Raw genomic sequence first — 25708 nt, forward strand, 5'->3', positions numbered from 1 at the left:
CTTATTCACTTTCTTCTCTTGACACTTTTTTAACACTGGATTATACTGAATATATAGATCGAAATAATTCGATTTAACATCAACCACAGGAGGAATAAAATGTCTGCTTTTAGCTGGCTAAACTCTCAGCTCCTTAAAATGGAGTGGCTTTACGATTTGATCCAACGGCTCGTCGAGGATGTATTCGGGCTGAGTATGACAACCCGGTTCGGGAATAGTCTTCATTTTTTTATCTACGATACCATTAAGATATTCTTGCTGCTATCATTCCTTATATTTGGTATTTCATATATCCAAAGCTTCTTTCCGCCTGAAAGGACCAGAAAGATCATCGGTCGGTTTAAAGGAGTTACAGCGAATCTGTTGGCTGCGCTTCTTGGAACAATAACACCTTTTTGCGCATGCTCGTCTATACCTCTTTTTATTGGCTTTACAAGCGCAGGACTCCCTATAGGTGTTACCTTCTCATTTCTTATATCCTCACCATTGGTTGACCTGGCATCCGTGCTCCTTCTTGCCAGCATATTCAACTGGAGGATAGCAATAGCATATGTTGTCGTCGGGGTAATACTTGCAGTCATCAGCGGCACCATAATAAGCAAAGCAAAGCTTGAAAAATATGTGGAATCATATGTGTTTAATAACCCTTTGATAGACCTGGACCAGGACGAGCTAACAACCGGCCAGAGGCTCAGGTTTGCCAAGCTCCAGGTGGATGACATAATCAAAAAGGTTTGGATATATATTCTGGTGGGAGTTGGAATAGGAGCAATGATCCACAATTATATCCCCGAAAACATTATCACTGCGGTTTTAGGACAGGACAAGTGGTATTCAGTGCCTGTAGCCACTTTTGTGGGAATACCTATGTATGCAGATATATTCGGGACTCTGCCCATAGCAGAGGCATTGGTAACTAAAGGTGTGGGAATTGGAACCGTAATGTCCTTTATGATGGCAGTAACTGCTTTATCGCTTCCTTCAATGATAATGCTTTCAAAGGTTGTCAAGCCAAAGCTTTTAGGAGTTTTCGCAGGAGTAGTATCAGTGGGTATACTTATTATAGGGTTTGCATTTAATGGCTTCAGCCATTTGTTTATATGATAAAGGGAGGAATTAATATGGAACTTAAGATTCTTGGAACAGGTTGTAAGAAATGCGAAGAATTGACAAAGAATGCAGAAACCGCAATTAAAGAGGATGGAATAGAGGCTACGGTCGTAAAGGAAACTGACTTCAGAAAGATCATGGGATACGGAGTTATGTCCACCCCTGCGTTAGTTATCAATGAAAAGGTAGTCTCGGCTGGAAAGGTGCTCAAAACGTCAGAAATCAAAGATTTATTAAAGAAATTTGTTTAATTTAAAATCAAGTTGACATATCCTTTTAATATTGCTACACTCAGTATGTGAAGAGAATATGGCTCATATAGTTCCCAAAATATGGTTGGGATGTATCTAGGACGTGACCGAGAATCACATCACTATGAGCGAAAGTGTACCTAGGGTTCCGTGGGATTTTCCCAGCAGGTCCGAGCGGTACAGGTGCTCACCGCACTACACCGGAGGGATAAAAGCCCAGGCGGGTAGGTTTCGCTAGACCTACCCGCCTGGGCTATATTTTTTTCCAAAATAAAATTTGGAGGAGGATCAATAAGTGGAGAGTTTCTTTAGATTGAAGGAGCACAACACAACAGTAAAGACTGAGGTTCTTGCAGGTATCACAACGTTCATGACTATGGCATACATACTTGCAGTCAATCCGGGTATGCTATCAGCTACAGGAATGGATGCAGGCGGTGTTTTTACCGCAACAGTAGTTTCTTCAATGATAGCAACCCTTATAATGGCTCTTTACGCCAAGTATCCATTTGCACTTGCACCAGGAATGGGCTTGAATGCGTTCTTTGCATTTACCGTAGTTCTTGGACCTATGGGCAAAAGCTGGCAGTTTGCGCTTACAGCAGTATTAATTGAAGGTATAATCTTTATTCTTTTATCATTCGTCAAGGCTCGTGAGGCAATATTCGACTCGATACCAATGAATCTCAAGCATGCAGTGTCAGTCGGCATTGGTCTTTTCATAGCAATAATCGGACTTAGCGGAGCAGGGATCGTGGTTCCAGGGAATGGCACAGTCCTTGCACTTGGGGATCTTACATCAGGTCCAGTGGCTGTTGCTCTTTTTGGTATACTGGTAACAGGTGTACTACTGGCTAAAAATGTCAGCGGAGCTATCCTAATAGGTATAATCGCTTCAACCCTTATAGGTATCCCATTAGGAGTTACAATGATCCCTGAGGGCTTCAGCATATTAAGCCTTCCTCCATCGTTGGCACCTGTGGCATTCAAGTTTGTGGGTATGGAAGAGATACTATCCATGGAAATGCTTGTAGTAGTATTTACCTTCCTGTTTGTAGACATATTCGATACAGTTGGTACACTTGCAGGTGTATCTTCTAAAGCGGGCTTCCTTGATAAGGACGGAAAGCTTCCCAGGGTAGGCAAGGCTTTGATGGCTGATGCTGTTGGAACGGTTGCAGGAGCGTGTCTGGGTACAAGCACTGTTACAACATACGTGGAAAGCGCCGCAGGAGTAGCTGGAGGCGGAAGAACAGGTCTGACTTCTCTTGCGACTGCAGGGATGTTTGCACTGGCATTGTTCTTCGCACCGCTGTTTACCATGATACCTGCAGCGGCAACAGGACCCGCTCTTGTAATAGTAGGCTTATTTATGATGAGCCCGATCAAGAAGATCGACTTTGAGGATTTCACCGAAGCCATACCGGCATTCCTCACAATCGTAATGATGCCATTTGCATACAGTATCGCTGATGGTATCGTATTTGGTATGGTATCCTATGTAATACTTAAAGCCCTGACAGGAAGAACCAAAGAGATATCAAAGGTCATGTGGCTTCTTGCAGTATTGTTCGTTTTGAAATTCGTTTTGATGTAGGGGGAGAAAAACATGGAATTAGTCTACACCGGCAAAACAAAAAATGTCTATAAGCTTGAAGACGGGAATTATCTTCTCAAGTTCAAGGACGACGTTACTGGAGAGAATGGGGTGTTTGACCCAGGTGCCAACACAGTTGGACTTAGCATTGAAGGAGCTGGAAAGGCCGGATTGAGACTGACAACATTCTTCTTTGAGAAAATAAACGAGAAGGGTATACCGACACACTTTGTATCGGCTGATATAGATAACAACACAATGACCGTGCTGCCTGCAACTCTGTTCGGGCAGGGTGTCGAGGTTATCTGCAGATACAGGGCGGTAGGAAGCTTCCTAAAAAGATACGGAAGGTACGTGACTGAAGGTCAGGAGCTTGACGCATATGTGGAGGTAACCCTTAAGGACGACGACAGAAATGATCCTCTGATAACAGATGACGGTCTGGCGATGCTTGGTATAATGACCTTGGAGGAGTATAAAACTCTAACCGAATTGACTAAGAAGATTGGCGCAGTTGTAAAGGAAGAACTGGCTAAGAAGGGTCTTGAGCTCTACGATATCAAGTTTGAGTTCGGGAGAGTTGGGGAGGATAAACACATCGCTCTGATCGATGAGATTTCCGGAGGGAACATGAGGGCTTTCAAGGGTCCAGAGTACATCGAGCCGCTTAAGCTGGAACAATTGATGCTCAACGAATAAAAAAATGCTCATATAAGTCTCTTAATAGGGGGGAGACGTCTCTACTAAATGACCGTAAATCATTTGTCTATGAGCGAAAGTGTGTCTAGGGTTCCGGGAGGGTTTCTCCGCTGGCCCAAGCGACACAGATACAACGAGTTGTATTACACCGAAGGGAGAAAAGCCCAGGCGGGTAGGTTTCGCTTTTAAACCTACCCGCCTGGGCTTTTCATTTTAAAGGAGGATAAAATGGAACATCAAAGAATCATAATCGAGAAAAAACCTCAACACAATATCGAAGGCAAAAAGCTACTTAAGGATGCTGTGGACTATCTGGGGCTAAAGGGCATAGAAAGACTTTCGGTCGCAACAATCTATGATCTGGTGTATGCAACTCGTGAGCAAGCAAAGGATATAACGGACAAGCTTCTGTTCGACCCTGCAATGGACATGAATCCTGTATCAAAGGTTGAGCTGGAGGATGGAGAGCTTGCCTTCAGAGTTGAATACCATAAGGGCCAGTATGATCAGAGACAACATTCAACAGAGGCGATCATAAGGAATTACCTGGGCTTCGATGAAATCAGAGTCAAGACCTCAAGACTTGTAAAGGCTAAAGGACTGGATGAAGAAGGTATTAAAAAGCTCAAGTCGTACTTTATTAATCCCATCGAGGCAAAGGAGGTCCCCCTGGATAAATTCCTATGGCAGGAGGAAAAGGAGAATGAGTCGGCTATCCCTGTTGTTGAGGGATTCATAGCATCCGATGAGGAACAGCTTAAAAAGCTGAAGAGGGAGATCGGCTTTGCGATGGATATTGATGACCTCGCCCATTGCAGAGACTACTTCAGGAGCAAGGACAGAAACCCGACAATAGCAGAGCTGAAGATGCTTGACACCTACTGGTCCGATCACTGCAGGCACACTACCTTCATGACTGAGCTTACTGAGGTAAAGGTCGATGCAGGCAAATACCAGGGGCTCTTTCAAAGTGCATTGGACAGCTATATGGAGTCCAGACAGTTCGCCCATGGAAACAGCAAGGTGATTTCTCTTATGGACCTTGCAACTATAAACATGAGAGAGATAACAAAGAAGGGACTTCTCGATGACAAGGAAGTATCGGATGAGATAAATGCGGCAAGCATAGAAATCGATGTCGATGTAGATGGGAAAACTGAAAGATGGCTGTTGATGTTTAAAAATGAGACACACAACCATCCAACTGAGATCGAGCCATTTGGCGGCGCATCCACATGCCTTGGAGGAGGTATCCGTGACCCGCTTTCAGGCAGGAGCTACGTCTACCAGGCTATGAGGATAACCGGTGCGGCAGATCCGAGAAGAGCCTTTGAGGAGACGAGAAAAGGCAAGCTCCCGCAGAGGAAGATAACAAGGACGGCGATGGACGGCTACAGCTCCTATGGATATCAGATCGGTGGGACATCAGGCTATATCCACGAGGTCTACGATGACGGCTTCATGGCAAAAAGAATGGAGCTTGGCGCTTTGGTTTCTGCAGTTCCTAAGGATTGGGTGCAAAGAGGGAAGCCGGAGCCTACGGATCTGGTGCTTCTTATAGGAGGAGAAACAGGCAGAGACGGTCTTGGAGCAGCGGTAGGGTCATCTGTGGAGCAAAAAAGCGATGCATTGGTAACGGCAGGGGCAGAGGTACAGAAAGGGAATCCACCTCTGGAGAGAAAAATAGTAAGGCTTTTCAGAAATCCCAAGGCGACAAGGCTGATAAAGAAATGCAACGACTTTGGCGCTGGCGGAGTGGCAGTGGCAGTCGGTGAGCTTGCAGACGGTTTATACATTGACCTGGATAAGGTTCCGGTCAAATACCCAGGTATGGATGGAGGAGAGATTGCGCTTTCAGAATCTCAGGAGAGAATGGCCTTAGTAATAGCTGAAAAAGACCTGGAGGTCTTCAGGGGTCTCTGCTTGGACGAGGATCTTGATGTAGCAGTGATCGCCAAGGTAACTGATGAGAATAGAGTCCAGATGGTGTGGAAGGGCAGCACCATAATCGACATAGACAGAGAGTTCATTGAAACCAGCGGGATAAGAAAGAAGAGCAGAGTTCACGTTGCCGGGCCAGAGGGATCGGCATACCTTACAAGGCTCCCGGAGTGGATAAAGGGAGAAAATACGAAGGAGGATTTCCTCGCAAATATATCTCAGCTCAATACCTGCTCACAAAAGGGACTGGTTGAGAGATTTGACAATACGATTGGGTCAGGAAGTGTATTCTTACAGCTTGGAGGCAAGCACCAGCTTACACCTCAGGAGGGTATGGCGGCAAAGCTGCCAGTACTGAATGGAAACACTAAGACATGCTCCTTAATGACCTATGGGTACGATCCTGAAATGGCTAAATGGAGCACCTTCCATGGTGGATATTATGCAGTTGTGGAATCTCTTGCAAAAATTGCTGCAATGGGTGGAGACATTACCAGAGCAAGACTGTCCTTCCAGGAGTTTTACGAGAGGCTTGGCGACGACCCGATAAAATGGGCAAAGCCATTTACATCACTCCTTGGAGCATTTACAGTCCAAAAGGCTCTGGATATACCTTCGATTGGTGGAAAGGACAGCATGAGCGGAAGCTTTGAGGATATAAATGTTCCACCCTCACTGTTCAGCTTCGCTGTGGTTTCAGATAAAGTTGACAATCTGGTCTCCAGGGAATTCAAGAAGACGGGCTCACCTGTGGTACTGGTGGAGCTTAATAGAGACAAGGATATGCTCATAGATATGGATCAGCTAAAGAAAGAGTACGGGAGAGTAAAGGAGCTTGCAGACGCAGGTTTGATCCTGTCCTCATCGACTGTCAAAGCTGGCGGAATAGCAAGAGCTGCTGCAGAGATGGCTCTTGGCAACAGGATCGGCTTCAGCTTCGAGATGAGGGGGAAAGAAATATATATGCCTCTTATTGGGAATCTGCTTCTTGAGCTGGATGAGGCAGCGGTTGGAAAGGCGAATGAATGGGACTGGAAGCTGGTTGGACATACTCAAGAAAAGGAAGCTTTGGAAATTGACGGAGAAGAGATACCTCTATTAGAACTGCAGCATAGATATACGTCAGTCCTCAGCGATGTATTCCCGATAAAGGACGATGGGGAACCATTCCTACAGGAGCTTGTATATACCAAGGGAGAGAGAACCTCATCAAAGATAAAATTTGCCAGACCAAAGGTATTGATCCCGGTATTTACAGGCACTCACGGTGAATACGACATGGAAGCCGCATTCAAAAATGCCGGGGCAGATGTAGAGACATTGGTATTCAAAAGCCTTGACAGAAACCATATAGAGGAATCGATTGGGATTTTAGCTGATAGGATAGATAATTGCCAGATACTGGGACTTGCCCATGGCTTCCTATTAGGGAATGAGCCTGAGGCAGCAGGTAAGCTGATAGATATACTTTTCAGAAACAAAAGGCTTCAAGAGGCGATCGAAAGACATCTAACCGTAAAGGACGGACTGATACTGGGAATAGGAACAGGTTTCAACAGTCTTATGAAGCTGGGTCTGATAGAAGACGGCAAGATATCTGAAAGAAATGAAGGGTCGACAGTGGTCTCCTATAACAGGATGGGTGAGTTTGTTTCAAAATTGGCAGATATAAAGGTTGTAAGCAATCTGTCACCATGGTTCAACGAGATGATGGCAGGAGAGATATACACAGCTCCTGTAGCCACCAAAGAAGGAAGAGTCATTCTTGGGAGGAATGGTCAGTCTATGATAGGCAAAGGTCAGGTCGCAACACAATTTGTGATGGGCGAAAGACCTACGGGGGATGGAGAGTTCAATCCCGTGGGATCACAATTGGCAATCGAGTCTATGACAAGCCCTGACGGAAGAGTTCTGGGAACAGTGGCATCAATAGACAGAATGGGAGCAGACATATATAAGAATGTCCAAATAAGAGGCCAGGAGAGAATTTTCGTCTCCGGAGTCAGATACTTCGAATAGGAGGATGTGGGATGAAAGTAAGTGTAATAATGGGGAGCGCATCAGACAAGCCTGTAGGCGATAAGGTCATAAAGGTTCTGGAGGAATTTGGTGTGGAAAATGAGCTGAGAGTCATATCTGCTCACAGAACACCGTACGTGGCTAAGGAGTTTGCTGAAAACGCAGAAGAAAAAGGCACTGAGGTAATAGTGGCAATCGCCGGCAAGGCAGCACATCTGGCTGGAGTGCTGGCGGGAATATCTCCACTACCTGTCATAGGAGTGCCTGCAAAGTCCTCAACCATGGACGGCCTTGATTCTCTGCTGTCAGTGGTTCAGATGCCCAAGGGGGTACCTGTGGCAACAGTTGCGATCGATGGAGGAGAGAATGCAGGGCTTTTGGCAGTGCAGATCCTTTCTGTCAAGTATCCCGAACTTAGAGAGAAGTTCAAGGCTTATAAGGTAAGGATGGCTGAGGAAACAATTAAATCTGATGAGGAATTAAACCAAAAATAGGGAGGAATACCGTTGAGTGGTATAGTTGGAATATTCAGTGCCGAAAAGAACCATGTATCGCCAGTTATATACTACGGACTTTATGCACTGCAGCACAGAGGACAGGTCAGCACGGGTATGGCGGTCAACAACAATGGCTTCATCGACTACATCAAGGATCTTGGTCTTATACATGAGGTCGTATCCAAGGAATCTCTTGAAAGATTCAGAGGAAACATCGCTATAGGTCACGTAAGGTATGCAGCCCAGTTTGAGGCGAAGAACAAGGTCAATGCCCAGCCTTTGGTAGTGGGCTACAGAAGAGGAGCTCTTGCCATCGCCATGGATGGCAGTATCGTAAACTTCAGAAGTCTGAGGGGCGAAATGGAGGACTCAGGCTCCATATTCCAGACTGACCTTGACACAGAGGTAATAGCTGCTTTGATCGCGAAATATCACAAGGACGATTTGAGCGAAGCTATGATAAAGTCGCTGAAAGAGGTCAGGGGGTCCTACGCGATCGTTGCAATGACCAGTGAGAGGATGGTTGCTGCAAGGGATCCGCACGGGATAAAGCCCCTTTCCATAGGCAAGCTTGACGGAGACTATGTGATAGCATCTGAATCCTGTGCGTTTGATGCTGTAGGTGCAAATTTTGTAAGAGATGTAGAGCCGGGTGAGATCATCGTTATCGATAAGGATGGATTGAAAAGTATCTATAAGGAGTCGGCCAAGAGAAGTCTTTGTATATTCGAGCTTGTTTATCTTGCAAGACCAGACAGCACAATGGATGAAAAGAGCGTATATATGGCAAGGTTTGAGGTGGGCAAACGCCTTTACAGGGAGTTCCCGGAAATCGAGGCAGATATCGTAATCGGAGCACCTGATTCTGGTATAGTAGCTGCCATAGGCTACGCTGAGGCATCAGGCATACCCTATGCAGAGGGCATGATCAAGAACAGATATGTAGGCAGGACCTTTATCGAACCTACCCAGGAGATAAGAGAGCAGGGCGTAAGGATCAAGCTTAATCCGCTTAAGGAGAATATAAGAGGGAAAAGACTTGTGCTGGTCGACGACTCCATAGTAAGAGGTACCACTATGAAGAGGACAGTTGAGATGCTTAAAAATGCTGGTGCCAAGGAAGTCCACGTAAGGATCGCGTCCCCACCGGTAATGCACAGCTGTCACCTGGGAGTGGATACTCCTTCAGAGGAGAACTTGATTTCCAGCAGAATGGGTATAAGTGAAGTGGCAAAGGAAATCGGAGCAGATTCACTGTACTTCATAAGCCTGGAAGGGCTTGTAGCAGCAACTGGCGGTGACAACGGATTCTGCAAGGGTTGCTTTAGTGGAAGCTATCCGGTGGATAAAGAATAACAGGAGGATAGAGAAATGTCTTTGACATATAAGGATTCAGGCGTTGACAAGGAGGCAGGCTACCGTGAGGTCCGGCTTATAAATAGCTTTATCAAGAAAACACATATACCCGGAGTGCTCTCGGAGCTGGGAGGGTTCTCCGGGCTATTCCAGCTGGATATGACAGGAATGAAGGAACCTGTGCTGGTATCCGGCACTGACGGTGTAGGTACCAAGCTGAAGCTGGCATTTTTAACAGACAGGCACGATACGATAGGTGAGGACTGCGTTGCCATGTGCGCCAACGACATCCTGTGTCAAGGGGCAAAGCCCCTGTTTTTCCTGGACTATATTGCTACAGGAAAGCTTGTACCTGAGAAGATGGCAAGTATAGTAGAGGGGGTTGCCAATGGCTGCGTCAAAGCCGGGTGTGCCCTTATTGGCGGGGAGACGGCTGAAATGCCGGGATTTTACAACGAAGGTGAGTATGATGTAGCCGGCTTCGTAGTTGGAGTAGTCGATAAATCAAAAATAATAACAGGTGAAGGCATTGATGAGGGAGATTTGATAATCGGGCTCCCATCCAGCGGACTTCACAGCAATGGGTTCTCCCTTGTAAGAAAGCTGGTTCTTGAAAAGCTTGGGCTTTCCCTGGATCAGTTTTATCCTGAACTTGGAAAAACCCTTGGCGAGGAGCTTCTTACACCTACAAGGATATACAGGGATCCTGTATATGAGATAATAGAAAAATTTGAAGTTAAGGGGATGTCACATATCACTGGCGGAGGCTTCTATGAAAACATACCAAGGATGCTTCCGGAGGGCTTGAGGGCAAAGATAGATATTGGAACGATAAATACCCCTTCCATATTCAAGCTGATCCAGTCCTGGGGGAACATTGACGAGGAAGAAATGTATGGCACTTTTAATATGGGCGTAGGAATGGTTCTTGCAGCATCACCCTCAGAGGCTGATAGAATAATTGGATTCCTCGAGGGAAAAGGAGAGGAATCCTATGTCCTTGGAGAGGTAATAAAAGGAGAGAAGGGTGTAGAGCTATGGAGAAAAAACGAATAGGAGTGCTGATATCCGGTGGGGGCACTAATCTCCAGGCTTTGATCGATGCCTGTGAAAATGGCGAGATCAACGGCGAGATTGCAGTTGTCCTCTCAAATAAGGAGGATGCATTTGGTCTGGAGCGTGCAAGACGGGCAGGGATCCGGGCTGAATACGTAAAGTGGCTGGGGATGGCACCTGAAGAATACGACGAAAAACTTGCTGCTATCCTAAAGGATGAGGGAGTTCAGCTGGTTGTTCTTGCGGGATGGCTGAGAGTTCTTACCAGGCATTTCATCGAGCACTTCAAAAACCGGATCATAAACATCCATCCTTCGCTCATACCCAGCTTTTGCGGCAAGGGTTACTACGGGGAGAAGGTGCATCAGGCAGTCCTGAAAGCGGGAGTAAAGGTCACAGGAGCAACCATACACATGGTGGATGAGGGTACAGACACCGGACCTATACTGTTTCAGGAGGCTGTCAACGTACTTTCCGAAGATACCGTTGAGACGCTTCAGAAAAGAGTCCTGGAGGTCGAGCACAGGCTTCTGGTAAAGGCAGTCGCCGATTTTTGTGAAAGGCAGGAGATTTAGATGAAGCGAGCTCTTATAAGCGTTTATGACAAAGCAGGGATTGTAGATTTTGCAAAGGGTCTGGAAAGTCTTGATTGGGAGATAGTATCGACAGGAGGCACATACAGATTACTTAAGGAAAACGGAGTAGAAGCAGTGGAAATAGATCAGGTGACCGGATTTCCGGAGATACTTGACGGGAGGGTAAAAACCATTAATCCTCTGATCCACGGAGGGATTTTGTTTAGAAGGGACCTGGAATCCCACAGGTCAGTAGTTGAATTGATGGGCATTGTACCAATAGATATAGTAATAAATAATCTCTATCCATTCGAGGAGACAGTCTCAAGAGCTGATGCAACTCCAAATGAAATAATAGAAAACATTGACATCGGTGGACCTTCAATGATCAGGGCGGCTGCAAAAAACTACAAGGATGTTACAGTAATAGTAGATCCGTCTGATTATGGAACTGTCCTGGCAGAACTGAGAATGAACGGGGTCACTACCCTGGAGACCAGGACTGCACTAGCCAGAAAGGCATTTTCACTCACCGCATTCTATGATGCCCTTATAGCAGGCTATTTCAACGAAATTCAGGGAGTTTCTTTTCCTGAATTATTGACTCTTCCCTATAGGAAGAGGGACAGTCTGAGATATGGTGAGAATCCTCACCAAAGGGCAGCGTTTTACGTTGAGAGCACCAAGCTGTCAGGGACCATAGCAGGGGCTAAACAGCTCCATGGAAAGGCTCTCTCATTCAATAACATCAATGATGCAAATGGTGCGATAGCTTTGATAAAGGAGTTCGACGAGCCTGCTGCAGTTGCCATAAAGCATGCCAATCCCTGTGGAGTTGGCAGCGCACTTACACTGTTGGAAGCCTTTGAAAAAGCATACTCAGCCGATCCGGAGTCCATATTTGGAGGAATAGTCGCTCTGAATGGAGAAGTAACCGGTCAAATTGCAGAAATGCTTAAGGAAATATTTCTTGAAATAATAATAGCACCTTCCTTCAGCAGCGAAGCCCTTGATATACTCACAGCCAAAAAGAATCTAAGGCTGTTGGCAGTTGATGGTTTAATGAATGCTGAGTCTCCGAGGCTCCAGCTGAAACAGGTGCAGGGAGGGCTCCTTCTGCAGGATTCAAATCAGCGGCTTCTTGGGGAGGAAATACCGTCTGTCACAAAGAGATTCCCTGACGATGCGGAAATTGAAGACTTGCTCTTTGCCTGGAAGGTTGCAAAGCATATTTCCTCTAATGGAGTGGTCCTCGCAAAGAACAAGATGACTGTAGGTATAGGTCTTGGTGAGGTTAACAGATTCTGGGCAGTCGAGGAGGCTATAAAAAGGTCAGGCGACCGGGCCCCGGGTTCAGTGCTTGCATCAGACGGCTTCTTCCCATTCAGGGATTCATTAAAAGCGTTGGCTGCAGCAGGAGTAACTGCAGTTATTCAACCTGGAGGATCTGTCAAGGATGAAGAGGTAATCGAAGAAGCAGATGAGAATGGCATTGCAATGCTTTTTACCGGTATAAGGCATTTCAGACACTAGGAGGTAAATCATGAGAATACTTGTAATAGGAAGTGGAGGCAGAGAGCATGCACTTTGCTGGAAGCTTTCACAATCTGAGCTGATAGAGGAGCTGTACTGTGCGCCAGGTAATGGCGGGACCTCATCGGTTGCTACAAATGTCGGAATAGCTGCTAATGATATCGACAGACTATTGGAATTTGCTCAGGAGAACGAGATAGACCTTACTATAGTAGGACCAGAGGAGCCTTTGGTTTTGGGTATAACTGACTCCTTCGAGGAGGCGGGCCTTAACATATTTGGACCAAATGCGTTCAGCGCTCAGCTTGAGGGCAGCAAGGATTTCGCCAAGAGGTTCATGATGAGCCATGGAATCCCGACTGCAAGGTACAGGACTTACACTGATCTCAACGATGCACTGAAGGGGATCGATGAATTTACCTATCCACTTGTTGTAAAGGCAGACGGGCTATGCCTTGGCAAGGGAGTCACAATTTGCGAGGACAGGTTGTCAGCAGAGAAGGCTCTTAAGGAGAGTCTTCAGGATAAAATCTTCGGCAAGGAGGGGGACAGAGTAGTAGTTGAGGAGTTTCTGACTGGAACAGAGGCCTCATTGCTATGCTTTGTTTCACACAATAAGCTGTTCCCTATGGAAAGCGCAAAGGACTACAAGCAGATCTATGACGGCGACAAGGGACCTAATACTGGAGGAGTCGGCTGTTTTTCTCCAAGTCCTTTGTTTACACCACAACTTAAGCAGAAAATCAGAGATTCAGTACTCGATCCAATAGAAAGAGGTCTGGAGAAAGATGGTCACGACTTTACAGGTATACTGTTCATAGGCTTCATGATCGAGGGTGATGACCCTAAGGTTCTGGAGTTTAATGTCCGCTTCGGGGACCCTGAGACCGAGGTCGTGCTTCCAAGATTAAAAAGCGACCTTGGAGAGATTTTCTTCAAGGCTTTGTCAGGTGACCTTAAGGAAGAGGACATGGAATGGGATGAGGATCCATGCGTCACGGTGGTCTTGACGTCGGGAGGATATCCCGGTTATTACAGAAAGGGGTATGAGATATCGGGAATCGAGATGCTGCCAGAGGATCTTGTACTATTCCACAATGGAACACGACTTGAAGCAGGTAAGCTCCTTACCAATGGTGGAAGAGTTCTAAGCCTCACAGCAACAGGAGCCTATGAGGAAGCCAGATCAAGGATCTACAAATCGATCGGTCTTATCGATTTCAAGGATAAGAGCTACAGGACAGATATCGCAAAGCTGTAAATATATTATGGGGTCAGCTTGTGACAATGGCTGGATTGGAAAGCCTTTATCTCTGAAAAGATATAATATTAACGATGTTTTTTGTTGAAAAGAGGCTCATATTTGGTATACTAAATACCAGTATGAGCTTTTATAGTAATTTAAAGCAAACAAACTTTGGGTATCAACAACTGAAATTACTTTGTTAGGAGGAGTTTACTTGAAAACAGACGTGCAAATAGCCCAGGAAGCTAAAATGCTGCCAATCAAAGATGTTGCAGCTAAGCTTGGCATCTCAGAGGATGAGATCGTAAATTACGGAAAGTACAAAGCCAAGGTATCACTTGACGTATTCAAAAGACTCGAGGATAAGCCGGATGGAAAGCTTATTCTGGTTACTGCAATCAACCCGACACCTGCCGGTGAAGGAAAGACAACGACAAACATAGGTCTTTCGATGGGACTCAACAGGATAGGCAAGACAGCAATAACAGCTTTAAGAGAACCCTCACTTGGGCCAAGCTTCGGAGTAAAGGGAGGTGCAGCCGGAGGAGGATACTCGCAGGTTGTTCCAATGGAGGATATTAACCTTCACTTTACCGGTGACTTCCACGCAATAACTACGTCAAACAATCTTATCTCAGCACTTCTGGACAACCACATCCAGCAAGGCAATGCTCTTGGAATAGATCCGAGAAGGGTTGTCTGGAAGAGAGTACTGGACATGAATGACAGAGCACTGAGAAACATAGTTATAGGTCTTGGTGGAAAGCCTAACGGAATGCCAAGGGAGGACGGCTTCGACATTACGGTTGCATCTGAAATAATGGCTATATTCTGCCTCTCAAGTGATCTTGAGGACCTTAAGGAAAGAGTCGCCAACATAATAGTAGCATACAAGTTTGATGGAAGCCCGGTATTCGTAAGAGACCTGAAGGCTCAGGGAGCAGTGGCGCTTTTGATGAAGGATGCCATAGCACCAAACCTGGTTCAGACTCTTGAGAATACACCAGCGCTTATCCATGGTGGGCCATTCGCAAATATAGCACATGGCTGTAACTCAATGCTTGCAACTAAGCTTGGTCTTAAGCTTGCAGAATACACTGTTACAGAAGCTGGCTTCGGTGCAGACCTTGGTGCAGAGAAATTCTTCGACATCAAGGCGAGATTCGGAAACCTCAAGCCAGATGCAGCAGTTATTGTCGCAACAGTAAGAGCTCTTAAGCATCACGGCGGTGTCAAGAAGGAAGACTGGGGAAAAGAGAACTTTGAGCTTCTGGCGAAGGGCTTCGAGAATCTTGAGAAGCATATAGAAAACGTAAATAGGTTTGGAGTACCCGCTATTGTTGCATTTAACAAATTCCCAACTGACACTCAGGCTGAACTGGATTTTGTAGTCGAAAAATGTGAAGCTCTTGGTGCTACAGCCGTAATCTCCGAGGTCTGGAACAAAGGCGGAGAAGGTGGAGAGGATCTGGCCAGAAAGGTAGTTGAGGTCGTTGAAAAGGGAACAGCTAACTTCAAGCCTCTCTATGACGTGGAGGAGACTATCAAGGCTAAGATAGAAAAGATAGCCAAGGAAATATACGGGGCTGATGGTGTAGACTTCACAAGCAGCTGTCTTAAAACAATTGCAAATATTGAAAAGATGGGCTTCGACAAAATGCCGATCTGTATGGCTAAGACTCAATACTCAATGACTGACGATCCGACGATCGCAGGAAGACCGAGAAACTTCAGAATAACAGTAAGAGACATCAAGGTATCAAGAGGAGCAGGCTTCCTTGTCGCACTGACAGGAGAGATAATGACGATGCCAGGACTTCCAAAGGTTCCGGCAGCAGAGAGCATCGACATTCTGCCAAGTGGAGAGATCGTAGGTTTGTTCTAAGAGTAAAAATGGCTGGGTAAAAAAACCCAGCTTTTTATTTACAAGAACACTTTTATACTGTAATATATAGTTAAATTAATCTATAAAAGATGGGAGAGGGTAAAATGGTCTACAACTCAAAGATCAAAAGCAAACAAGCGGATAGTTTGTTTGAAGCTGTCCTTCAGCTTGAGACTATGGATGAATGCTACAGATTCTTTGAAGACATTTGTACTATCAAGGAAGTACAGGCGATTGCCCAGCGGCTTGAGGTTGCAAAGCTCCTAAAATCAAACAAGACCTACAATGAGATTGAGGAGCTAACAGGAGCTTCAACAGCAACTATAAGTCGGATCAACAGATCTCTCAACTATGGAGCCGATGGCTATAAAATAGTGTTCGAGAAGCTAGGCTTGATTGAAAAGGAATAGTGTTGAATAGCGGGAAAAGGATTTCTCAGATCGAGTGAGAAATCCTTTTTTTTATGGAAGGAATCCTTCAAAAATCTGAAGATGGGAAAATGGACTGTTTTTATAGTATTCTTCAGGTGTCATAACAGTGTATGCCACCATACAGCACCTGTATATACTTTTTGAAAGCCAAATACTGATACCTTTTTTGTCCTGATGTCTGTAAGCAATAAAGCTTGGCTTGGCAATAAAATTAAACAGCAGGTTGTTAAGAAGAAAATCCATTACCAGTCCATGAGACCTTTCCTTCAAATAGTCCAGCGACAGCTGGCCTCTTCGTATCTGGGGCCTGTTCCTCCTATACCAGACCATTGCAAAAGGGTGGAAAGACTCAACACAATAAAGCCCCTTGTAATCATCCAGAATCTCTTGTGCTTTTTCGCACACACTCAAATCATCCCCTTGGTGTACCTTCAGTTCTACTATAAGAGGCACTCGGCCCGTTTATTGCCTCCAGAGCCTCCTTCAAGGTAGGTATATGGACTCATCGCAAATAGAACTGCTCCAAGGGAAATAAAGAATAGTGGAAAGCTCTTCATATTATCTGCAATCGGTATAAGTATCATGAATATAACAGCTGCTATTGTACCGAAGACTATAAACGGGGTTCTCTTTCCAAGTCTTGTATCAGTACGGTTTGATAGTGCACCAAAGAAAGGTAACAGAAAAAGTGCCAGCACATTATCCATGGACATGACCGTGCCAGTCATGGTCTCGCCTATGCCAAATGTATTCTGCAGCTTCAAGGCACACCCCCAAAGTGTATTTTGTATCATTTATACCACAACAAGGCTTCGTGAAACTATTTCACCTCTTCTAATTCTTAGCTCTTACTTCTTCACTCCTGCCTGGTATTTCTACTGTCTACTACCTGCTATTTAGCTTTCCTCGTTCACTTAACTCCTATCGCCTAACGCTTATCATTTTTTATTGACTAAACAATACTTTCCTGGGTATAATATGACCAAAGAGTCATATGACTACAAGGTCATAATACCAGGAGGTGCAAAAATGCCAAAGGAGACCTTTTTCAATCTACCTCCGGAGAAGCGCGAGAGGATCGAGGCTTCAGCAATAAAGGAATTCAGAGACTATTACTTTGACGCTTCAAGCATTAACAGGATCGTGGAAGAGGCAGGGATCGCCAAGGGAAGCTTTTATCAGTACTTCGAGGACAAGAAGGATCTGTACAAGCATGTCATGAATATAATAATACAGAAAAAACTGGAATATATGACTCCAACACTCATGAATCCCATGGACCTGGATATTTTTTCTCTAATCAAGGAAATGTATGTATCTGGTCTTAACTTTGCACTCCACAATCCAGAGTTTCTTGAAATATCCAATAGACTACTGAGTGATCCAAATCATGATCTGTATAAGGAAATAGTCGAGGAAAACAAGGAAAAATCTGACCAGGTATTTCACCAGCTCTTAAAAATGGCTGAGGAAAGAGGAGAAATAAGGTCTGGTCTTGACCTGTCCCTGGTAGCATACCTGTTGACATCTCTTAATATATCAGTTTCTGATTATTATATGAAAAGAAACGAAACTAAAACCTACAGCAAGGAGATGCTGGATGTGGTAGAAAGCTTCCTGGACGTTGTTAAATACGGAATAAAGTGTTGAATGGAGGTATTTTTATGGATGGAATGGCACTTCTTGGAGTTTTTCTGGTACTCTACGCAGGAGCAGTAGTATCCATAGCAGCGATGAAACCCGAAGGCATCTGGAATATGGCAAAGATAAGGATGTTCAGAAAGGCTTTGGGGGAAAGCGGCACAGTGATTTTCTTCTACATACTTGCAGTGTTGTGTCTTGCAGTAGGAGTCTGGTTGCTTTTAAGGTAGAATGATAATGCCTGGATGTGCATTCACGTCCAGGCATTATCATTCTAATCATTGAAGCCTATCCATATATAGGCTATAATAAAGGAGAAGGAGGGATCTTATGTACGGGTATAATGGAAAGATATTGTTTATCGACCTAACTACAGGTGCGATAAACATCGAACCCCTGGAGCAAAAAATGGTTGAGGATTACATAGGAGGCTACGGCTTCGGCGCAAAGATTCTTTATGACAGGATGCCAAAGGGTGCAGACCCGCTTGGTCCGGATAATATTCTGGGATTTATCACTGGTCTCAGCAATGCAACAGGAGCCATGTTTGGAGGGAGATTCACCATGGTCCATAAATCGCCTGTTACCGGAGGCTGGAATGATTCCAATTCAGGAGGCTATTTTGGACCGGAGCTAAAGAAAGCTGGCTTCGACGCCCTGTTTATATCCGGGATCTCGGAAAAACCAGTATACATATGGATAAAAGACGGAGTGGTTGAAATTAGAGATGCAGCGCATCTTTGGGGCATGGATACCAAAGATGTCTGGGATAAGCTAAAGGAAGAGCACGAGGATGAAAAAGCTAAAATAGTTGCTATAGGGCCGTCCGGAGAAAGACAGTCACTGCTTGCATGTCCGATAAACGACGGGCATAGAGCACCCGGCCGAGGCGGCGGAGGAGCCGTGATGGGCTCAAAAAAGCTTAAGGCGATCCTGGTAAGAGGCACCGGAACTGTTCCTGTAGCTGATATGGATAGGCTCCAGGGAATAACAAGAGACGTAGTCAAAACTATTAAGGGTTCACCCTCTTCGCTGGCATTTGGAGATCACGGTACCGGTATTGGGACTGCGGCTTCAGCCCTTAGCGGAGACAGTCCTGTCAAAAACTGGGGTGGAGTGGGTATACGTGACTATGGTGAAGAAAAAGCCGTAGCTTTGTCGGCGAAGGTAATGGATAAGTATAAAACCAAAAAATATGCCTGCGCCAGCTGCCCGCTTGGCTGCGGAGCAGAATACGAGGTAAACGACGGAAGATGGCCGGTAGGTCATACAGAGAGGCCAGAGTATGAAACTGCATCTTCCTTTGGCTCTACGCTATTGTGTGGAGATATGGATGCTATCATCAAGGTAAATGAAGTATGCAACAGATACGGGATAGATACTATTTCAACGGGCATGACTGTAGCTTGGGCTATGGAATGCTACAATGAGGGAGTACTTACAAAGGATGAGCTTGATGGAATAGATCTTAAGTGGGGAGACGGTGAGGCCATCGTTTCGATCACTCAGAAAATTGCTGACGGTGAGGGAGTTGGAGCCGTTCTTGCAAATGGATCGCTATATGCTGCAAAGCACTTTGGAAAAGGCGAGGAATATCTCCAGACTGCCTCAGGAATAGAGCTTCCTATGCATGATCCCAGGTTTGCACCGGGTCTTGCGAGGACATATCAGTACGACCCAACCCCCGGAAGACATGTTAAGGGTGGAGTAGGCTCCATACAAATGGGTGGAAAGGAAACGAGGCCAAAATATGTATATGAGGGCACCGGAGATCAGGATGTGGAGCTTACAGCTGCCAGAGAAATACTTAATTCAGCAGGCTTTTGTCTTTTCAGCAGGTTTGGAACGCCCCCCGGAGGGATGATAGATGACTATGTTGAAGCTATCACCGGAATGGATTTCAAAGGAGAGAGAAGCAAAACCACAGGACTGAGGATCTACACCATGAGACATGCATTTAACCTTAGGGAGGGGATCACTCCCAAGGATATGTACATAACCCAGAGGGCATTGGGAAAACCACCTCTTACTGATGGGCCCCTTAAGGATGTGGAGATAGACAACCTGCTGCTTGGCCAAAACTTCTTTAACGAGCTGGACTGGGATCCGGAAACAGGAATACCTTCACGAGAATTTCTTAAGAGTATCGGAGGACTCGATGGATTGATCCAGGATCTGTACGGAGAGGATGAGTGAACACTATGAAGCTTCCCAATCGCTATCTAAGGAACCATTCCCTTATATCTGAGGATGAGCAGGAGCTTTTAAGAACCAAGTCTGCTGCCATAGTTGGAGGAGGAGGCCTTGGAGGCCATCTTGCGGAGCAGCTTGCAAGACTTGGAATAGGAAGGGTCATTGTCATAGATGGTGACGTCTTTGAGGAAAGCAATCTTAACAGGCAGAGATTTTCCACCGAATCGAGGCTTGGTTTAGGGAAGGCTGAATGTATAAAAAACGAGCTTAAGGATGTGAATTCTGAGGTCGAGGTGATTTCACACCAGACCTGGATAGATGGATCCAATGGACTCCAGCTTCTCAAGGATGCGGATGTTGTTATGGATGGCACAGACAATATCCCAACAAGGCTTTTGCTTCAGAGACTATGTGAGGAGCTTAGGATTCCTTTGATACATGGAGCTATTGGAGGCTGGTTTGGCCAGGTCTGTGTCGTAATGCCCGGTGACAGGACTCTATCAAGGCTCTACCCCAATGAGGAAATGACTGGCGTTGAGAAGCACCTGGGCAATCCTCCCTTCATACCTGCGCTCGTCGCTTCGCTTCAAGTAGCTGAGTTCATAAAGCTTATTTTTGGAAAAGGAGAGCTTGTTAGAAACTCGATCTTATACGTGGATACATTGAATAACCAGGCGATAAAAATAGATATTTAAGAAAGAGCCTTAGGGCTCTTTCTTGTTGGGAAAAATATCTTGACATGTTTTCCTGAGAGGTTTAATATAGTAGAGTGTTAAAATTTACTGAGGGAGTTGATGGGATATGAAAGAAATGTGCTATGTGATTCCAAAGCAGAATCACAATGAAAAGGATCTAAGGGAGATATTGGACAATAACCCCCAGATCAGGTTCGTCTCCCTTGGTGGAGTGGACTTGATAGGCCATGAGACAGAGGCTAAGATACCGGTGAAGCTGTTCCTGGAGGATCTTGACCAGTTTCTCGTCGGCATAGCCGTTCAGACAGATGGGTCATCAGTATATCTCCCAAGGATCGCAAGCCTCGATAATGCCAAGATCGACATGAAGGCAGATATTGACGTCAATTGGTTCGTAGACTATAACTATGACAACATACATGAGGAATCAGGAAGGCCCACAGGCATGCTTAAAATTCCTTGTTTTTTGCTCCATGAAGGGATTCCTGTAGATTCAAGGCATATACTGAAAAATGCCCTGGAATTTTTTGAAGATAGTATAGAGAGAATGATAAAGGATGACTCTGAGTTTGCAAAATCCCATGGGATAGATCCAGAGCAGCTTAAGAGGGTCCATGTGACAGCTGCCACCGAGCTCGAATTCTGGGTGAGGTCTCCAAATGATCCAAGAGATATTGAAGAGCTGACAACTTCCCAGGAGCTTAATGAACAATATTGGGCAAAGACGAGGGGCAGTGTGCGAACAGCACTTGAAACCAGTCTCGAGCTTATGGGTAAGTATGGGATGGAGCCCGAGATGGGTCACAAGGAGGTAGGTGGAGTAAAGGCAAGACTCCAGCATGACGGGTCTTTTTCCGGTATAATGGAGCAGCTTGAAATCGACTGGAAGTATTCCAATGCAATGCAGGCCGGTGATAACGAGCTATTCGTAAAAACCATAATCAAGGAAGCCTTCAGAAGGAATGGTATGGATGTGACCTTCCTGGCCAAACCAATACCTGGAGTTGCCGGAAGTGGCGAGCATACCCACATAGGTGTTGCTGCGGAGCTTAAGGATGGCAAACGGGTGAATCTTTTCTATCCACAAAGAAAAGACCATTTTATGAGCCCCATTGGCTATGCTTCTCTTATGGGGATACTTAAGAATTATGAGATAATGAATCCCTTCATCACATCCTCAAATGAAGCCTTTAAGAGATTGAAGAAGGGTTTTGAGGCGCCTATTTGTATAGTTACGTCACTTGGTAGGACTGTAGAGATACCATCGAGGAACAGAACTATCCTTATAGGTCTCATAAGAGACTCAAATAACCCAATGGCCACAAGGTTTGAGCTGAGAGCTCCGAATCCTCACACAAACACTTTCCTTTGCATGGCGACTATGCTTATGGCTATGGAGGATGGCATCAGTCATGTGTTCAAGAATAAAAGGGATGAGGACAGCCTTCTATCGGAGCTGTCAAAGAGGCCTGAGGACAAGGGCTTATACCTTGAGACCGGCCGGGCATACAGAAGTGAAAACAACGTATTTGATGATTATACAGATGATGAGAGAGACAGATTCTTTGGAAAAGTTCCCTCCACAGTATACGAGAACCTTATGTCCTTCAAGAATTACCCGGAAAAGCTGCAGGTGTTAAAAAAAGGCGGGGTATTCAGGGATACGATAATCGAGAGCTACGAAGCAGCTGCCCTTAACAAGTGGAGAACAGAAATTGAACACAGGATAATTCCAGATATGATCAAGGAGATATGCGGGTTTAAAGCCCTTCATGATCCTGCTAATGCGTCCGACCTCGACATCTCGAACTGGCTTGCCATAAGAGACTTAAGGCTTGAGCTGATGAAGGACAGCCTTAACAAGACGAGTCTGTTCACTCTTTTAAAGGAAGCCCTGGACAGGGAAAATCTTCAGTTAGCATCTGAGCTTCAAAAAACCATATATCAAAAGATGGACAATCTTAGAATGCTTTATACTCATTACAAGCGAAACCTTTTGGACATCTAACGATCGGCACCGGTACCCAACCAGGGAAATTCCCTTAAAGGTACCGGTTATTTTGTTAATCAGGGTTTTATAATTAACAAATTAATTTGTTCTATCTCTTCCTGGATTTTCTAACAACTAAGAACACTAAGGCAAATAAAAACAGGGTGCCAGCCGATAGTGTAAGTACCAGCACAGAAGAAACTGGATCATCCTCAGACTGCTCCTCCTGATTTTGGTCTATAGTTATTTGTTCATCAGCTAACAAGTCGATATACTCCGTATTAAATTCTGAGGATTCAAAACCAAGTGAATCGAATTCTAATGAATACTCCTGAACTCCGAATTCACTCTGTTCACTAAATAGATTTAACGATGGATAATATTCTGAGTACGGCATTAAAATATAATATCCATCCATCTCAATATTACCTTCTATTGGTTCAACTACACCTCCAGGAGGGGGCAACGCTGAAGAGTCCAAATAAATAGTTGCAACTGGCTCAGCAGTTCCAATCGTTGCATAATAGTGATCGATCAAATCATTGATATTTCCACTCCATAGCAAGGCACCTCCAGGAACTGATATTTCAATATAGCCTCCTGAATATCCTATAGGAATAGGTAAATATATACCTTTTTCAGTTATATCATCAATATAAGCATATGGTTCCTCTCCATCAGCAAAAATTGCTACTCTTGCATATGACCAATCTACATCCTTTTCAACACGAACAAACATATTATCATACTGGTATGTAGTTGGAATCACATCCCTACTCCTTACACTATCGGAGGTCCTTCCGATACCTTGTATAATTGCCTCTTTGGTCGCACCAGAGAGTCTGCTGCCTCTATTGTCATACATTAGATCCATGAGTACATCATTGCTCCCTTGCTCAAAGGATCTGCTGCCATCATAGTCTATGAAGTATTCAAAGGGATCCAATTCACCATTGCCAACTGGATGTGCATATAGCCCCAACCCGAAAGCTATATTTTGGATCTTGCTTATATAAGTAGTACCAAGTGGCGTTAGCAATATCTCTTGATACGTTTCGCAGAAGTTTTCTCTATCTATTTTCATGATTTTCCATAGCTCGTCCAAACCAAAACCTTTTTCCAGACGCATATAAAAAGATGCTATAGCAAACTCTTCTCCAAGAGGATCTCGCCAGGCTTTAGTTACCTTTGAACCCAGATTAGTGATCCCAGGTATGACATTATAATTCTCAACAGGATATAACCCATATTTTCTGACCATGGATGCATACCAAGTCGCATAGCCTTCAATTACTGAGAACGAGGTATCTGAGTTCAGAAAGCCCTTATGCCAATCATTTCCTTCAGTAAGTAATGGGTCCCACATTACTAATTTTGAGCCAATGTTGCCCCTAAATACTTTTCCGTTAGAATAGTAGTCTAAAAAATGTCCAAACTCATGATAAACTACTGAACGAGTTTTATCACTGACAGTTGAATCAACATCTTTAAGGTTGATGTATGCAGTTGAACTGTCTGGGTCGAAGTATGAGAATGCACCATCGCTGCTATCATCAACATTGACTGTTAGTGGGAAACCAGAAGCCAAGACTGTTCTTCCCTGGAAAGCAGATATTCCTGTATATAGAGCATTAGATAAGGAATCATACACATTTGTGAAGCCATATATTTTTTCCTTAGGTGACAAAGAATAGAATGCATCCCCGGAACCAGGTGAAGAATAACTAATACAGCCATTTGTGGCAAGATCTGAGAATTTAATATCTCGGTTGATCACTAAACCAGTATCATTTACGTTAACAAGCTGTTCCGGTAAAACCCGCATAGTAGTCTCTACTCTAACAGGGTCTTCAATACTTGACTTTATATAGAAAACTATACCGTCGGATGTATTTATTGATTCATTGATGTATGCAAATTGCAATATCACCTTAACAGTATACTCATTGCCTATGACTGGTTTAATGCTTCCTGTGTAGGTATAGTATCCGTTGGAGTCTGTCTTAGTTGTAAATGAATCTCCAAAGTTTGGCTCAATGATTATTCTCATGTTTCTCATTGGTCTGTCTTTGATTCCAAGTACTCTTCCTGATAACTGAAAATAATATTCCCTTGTTTCAGGCTCCACTGTGATAGGCACATCTGTAACAACCTCAACAGGCGGGGGTAATGTCAACGAGGGATCACTATCTGCAGAAAACTCATATATGTACTTCGCACCACCATTAAGACTTGTCGTAAAAATAATTGCAAGCCTATCTCCATCCTTTCCCTCCCGCAGTGAACCTGATACCGTCAGAGTATCAGACCCAATTTCTATTCTACTGTCCCTGGCAACAGCCTCAGCTGTGTATTTACCATTTGAATCAGTAAGATAGTACCCGGATGAACTCAGAAACCCCGGGGAGACCTCTGCTCCATCAATACTTGCTTTTATACTCGATCCGAACGCTTTCTTAGTCTCCCATTTCATCTCGTCGATTTTGGCTGTCAACGTGATTGAAAAAGCTTGTCCTGAAGGTATAGAAGCCGGCACGCTGCTCCAGTACACAGAGCCGATAATTTTATTTTCTCCGGAAATGATGGTCTCTACTACTGAACCATCCGATGCTGCAGTAGTAAGACTTCCGTCCCCTGAGTACCCTCTAAAGGTTTTATCTACTAAAACCCATACTCCAGGTGCAGAACTGTATATCGATCCAGGAAATAGTGTAAAAACGATCATAAATATTAGAATAGCTGATATTATCCTTTTCATAGTTTTGTCCTTTCTCAATTTATCATTACAATATAAATATACCCCTGTTATAAACTATTGTTTGGAATTTATAAGTTGCTTGTCACGATAAATGTCCCTGTGACAAAATCAAATTCAGCTATTAAAATAAATAATATAGAACGAACTGAAAGTACCAGTACCGATGCGCGTAGCATTTTTGTGGAAATGTAGGTCTCTATACTATATAATTATCAGTAGATGATAGTTAGGATGG

General features: G+C 44.6%; 21 protein-coding genes and 2 riboswitches. Of the genes, 18 read left to right on the plus strand and 3 right to left on the minus strand.

The genetic code is table 11. The features are described from left to right. Positions 1-99 precede the first annotated feature (99 nt). The 13 genes from EC328_RS02475 to EC328_RS02535 all read left to right on the plus strand — a co-directional run bounded on the left by EC328_RS02475 (position 100) and on the right by EC328_RS02535 (position 16175). Positions 100-1104 (plus strand): permease, encoded by a 1005-nt coding sequence (locus EC328_RS02475; RefSeq protein WP_128425340.1) that lies wholly within the window; start codon positions 100-102, stop codon positions 1102-1104. Positions 1105-1121: 17 nt separating this feature from the next. Beyond that, on the plus strand, positions 1122-1361 hold the full coding sequence (locus EC328_RS02480; protein ID WP_128425341.1) for a thioredoxin family protein: 240 nt from the start codon (positions 1122-1124) through the stop codon (positions 1359-1361). Positions 1362-1404: 43 nt separating this feature from the next. Further along, positions 1405-1506: riboswitch (purine riboswitch) on the plus strand. Between the two features lie 150 nt (positions 1507-1656). Continuing rightward, entirely contained in the window at positions 1657-2958 is a 1302-nt protein-coding gene (locus EC328_RS02485; RefSeq protein WP_128425342.1) for an NCS2 family permease, read from the plus strand. Positions 2959-2970: 12 nt separating this feature from the next. After that, positions 2971-3657, plus strand: coding sequence for a phosphoribosylaminoimidazolesuccinocarboxamide synthase (locus EC328_RS02490; RefSeq protein WP_128425343.1), 687 nt, complete (start codon positions 2971-2973; stop codon positions 3655-3657). Then, a riboswitch (purine riboswitch) is annotated at positions 3646-3747 on the plus strand. Its footprint overlaps the gene before it by 12 nt. Positions 3748-3885: 138 nt before the next feature. Then, positions 3886-7617, plus strand: a complete 3732-nt coding sequence (locus EC328_RS02495) for a phosphoribosylformylglycinamidine synthase (protein WP_128425344.1) — start codon at positions 3886-3888, stop codon at positions 7615-7617. An 11-nt stretch (positions 7618-7628) separates the two neighbouring features. Beyond that, on the plus strand, positions 7629-8111 hold the full coding sequence (purE, locus tag EC328_RS02500; RefSeq protein WP_128425345.1) for a 5-(carboxyamino)imidazole ribonucleotide mutase: 483 nt from the start codon (positions 7629-7631) through the stop codon (positions 8109-8111). 12 nt (positions 8112-8123) lie between these two features. After that, positions 8124-9470, plus strand: a complete 1347-nt coding sequence (purF, locus tag EC328_RS02505; RefSeq protein ID WP_206363897.1) for an amidophosphoribosyltransferase — start codon at positions 8124-8126, stop codon at positions 9468-9470. A gap of 15 nt (positions 9471-9485) precedes the next feature. After that, complete coding sequence (gene purM, locus EC328_RS02510) at positions 9486-10526, plus strand: phosphoribosylformylglycinamidine cyclo-ligase (protein ID WP_128425347.1); 1041 nt, start codon at positions 9486-9488, stop codon at positions 10524-10526. After that, a complete protein-coding gene (purN, locus tag EC328_RS02515; RefSeq protein WP_128425348.1) occupies positions 10508-11101 on the plus strand; it encodes a phosphoribosylglycinamide formyltransferase in 594 nt (197 codons plus the stop codon). The genes purM and purN overlap by 19 nt, the downstream gene beginning before the upstream one ends. Continuing rightward, positions 11102-12634, plus strand: a complete 1533-nt coding sequence (gene purH / locus EC328_RS02520; protein WP_128425349.1) for a bifunctional phosphoribosylaminoimidazolecarboxamide formyltransferase/IMP cyclohydrolase — start codon at positions 11102-11104, stop codon at positions 12632-12634. 10 nt (positions 12635-12644) lie between these two features. Beyond that, complete coding sequence (purD, locus tag EC328_RS02525; RefSeq protein ID WP_128425350.1) at positions 12645-13895, plus strand: phosphoribosylamine--glycine ligase; 1251 nt, start codon at positions 12645-12647, stop codon at positions 13893-13895. 199 nt (positions 13896-14094) lie between these two features. Continuing rightward, positions 14095-15765 carry a formate--tetrahydrofolate ligase gene (locus EC328_RS02530; protein WP_128425351.1) on the plus strand — a complete coding sequence of 557 codons (1671 nt, stop codon included), beginning with the start codon at positions 14095-14097 and terminating at the stop codon, positions 15763-15765. Positions 15766-15869: 104 nt separating this feature from the next. Next, positions 15870-16175, plus strand: coding sequence for a YerC/YecD family TrpR-related protein (locus EC328_RS02535; RefSeq protein WP_128425352.1), 306 nt, complete (start codon positions 15870-15872; stop codon positions 16173-16175). A 51-nt stretch (positions 16176-16226) separates the two neighbouring features. Here EC328_RS02535 and EC328_RS02540 read toward each other — a convergent pair whose 3' ends face one another. Together EC328_RS02540 and EC328_RS02545 are read right to left on the minus strand one after the other, a co-directional pair. After that, complete coding sequence (locus tag EC328_RS02540) at positions 16227-16526, minus strand: PI-PLC domain-containing protein (protein ID WP_206363898.1); 300 nt, start codon at positions 16524-16526, stop codon at positions 16227-16229. 110 nt (positions 16527-16636) lie between these two features. Beyond that, the gene (locus EC328_RS02545; RefSeq protein WP_206363899.1) at positions 16637-16960 is read right to left on the minus strand and encodes an MFS transporter; all 324 of its coding nucleotides are present in this window, start codon (positions 16958-16960) and stop codon (positions 16637-16639) included. A gap of 265 nt (positions 16961-17225) precedes the next feature. On the opposite strand from EC328_RS02545, the gene EC328_RS02550 reads away from it, so the two are divergent. From EC328_RS02550 to EC328_RS02570, 5 genes are all read left to right on the plus strand, one after another. Next, on the plus strand, positions 17226-17846 hold the full coding sequence (locus EC328_RS02550) for a TetR/AcrR family transcriptional regulator (RefSeq protein ID WP_164906008.1): 621 nt from the start codon (positions 17226-17228) through the stop codon (positions 17844-17846). A 14-nt stretch (positions 17847-17860) separates the two neighbouring features. Continuing rightward, on the plus strand, positions 17861-18067 hold the full coding sequence (locus EC328_RS02555; RefSeq protein ID WP_128425356.1) for a hypothetical protein: 207 nt from the start codon (positions 17861-17863) through the stop codon (positions 18065-18067). A gap of 100 nt (positions 18068-18167) precedes the next feature. Then, positions 18168-20033 (plus strand): aldehyde ferredoxin oxidoreductase family protein, encoded by a 1866-nt coding sequence (locus EC328_RS02560; RefSeq protein ID WP_128425357.1) that lies wholly within the window; start codon positions 18168-18170, stop codon positions 20031-20033. 5 nt (positions 20034-20038) lie between these two features. Next, positions 20039-20725 carry a HesA/MoeB/ThiF family protein gene (locus tag EC328_RS02565; protein WP_128425358.1) on the plus strand — a complete coding sequence of 229 codons (687 nt, stop codon included), beginning with the start codon at positions 20039-20041 and terminating at the stop codon, positions 20723-20725. Between the two features lie 106 nt (positions 20726-20831). Then, positions 20832-22733 carry a type I glutamate--ammonia ligase gene (locus EC328_RS02570; protein ID WP_128425359.1) on the plus strand — a complete coding sequence of 634 codons (1902 nt, stop codon included), beginning with the start codon at positions 20832-20834 and terminating at the stop codon, positions 22731-22733. Positions 22734-22824: 91 nt separating this feature from the next. Here EC328_RS02570 and EC328_RS02575 read toward each other — a convergent pair whose 3' ends face one another. Then, a complete protein-coding gene (locus EC328_RS02575; protein WP_128425360.1) occupies positions 22825-25473 on the minus strand; it encodes a hypothetical protein in 2649 nt (882 codons plus the stop codon). Positions 25474-25708: the final 235 nt, after the last annotated feature.

The organism is Gudongella oleilytica, assembly GCF_004101785.1.
Lineage (GTDB): Bacteria > Bacillota > Clostridia > Tissierellales > Tissierellaceae > Gudongella > Gudongella oleilytica.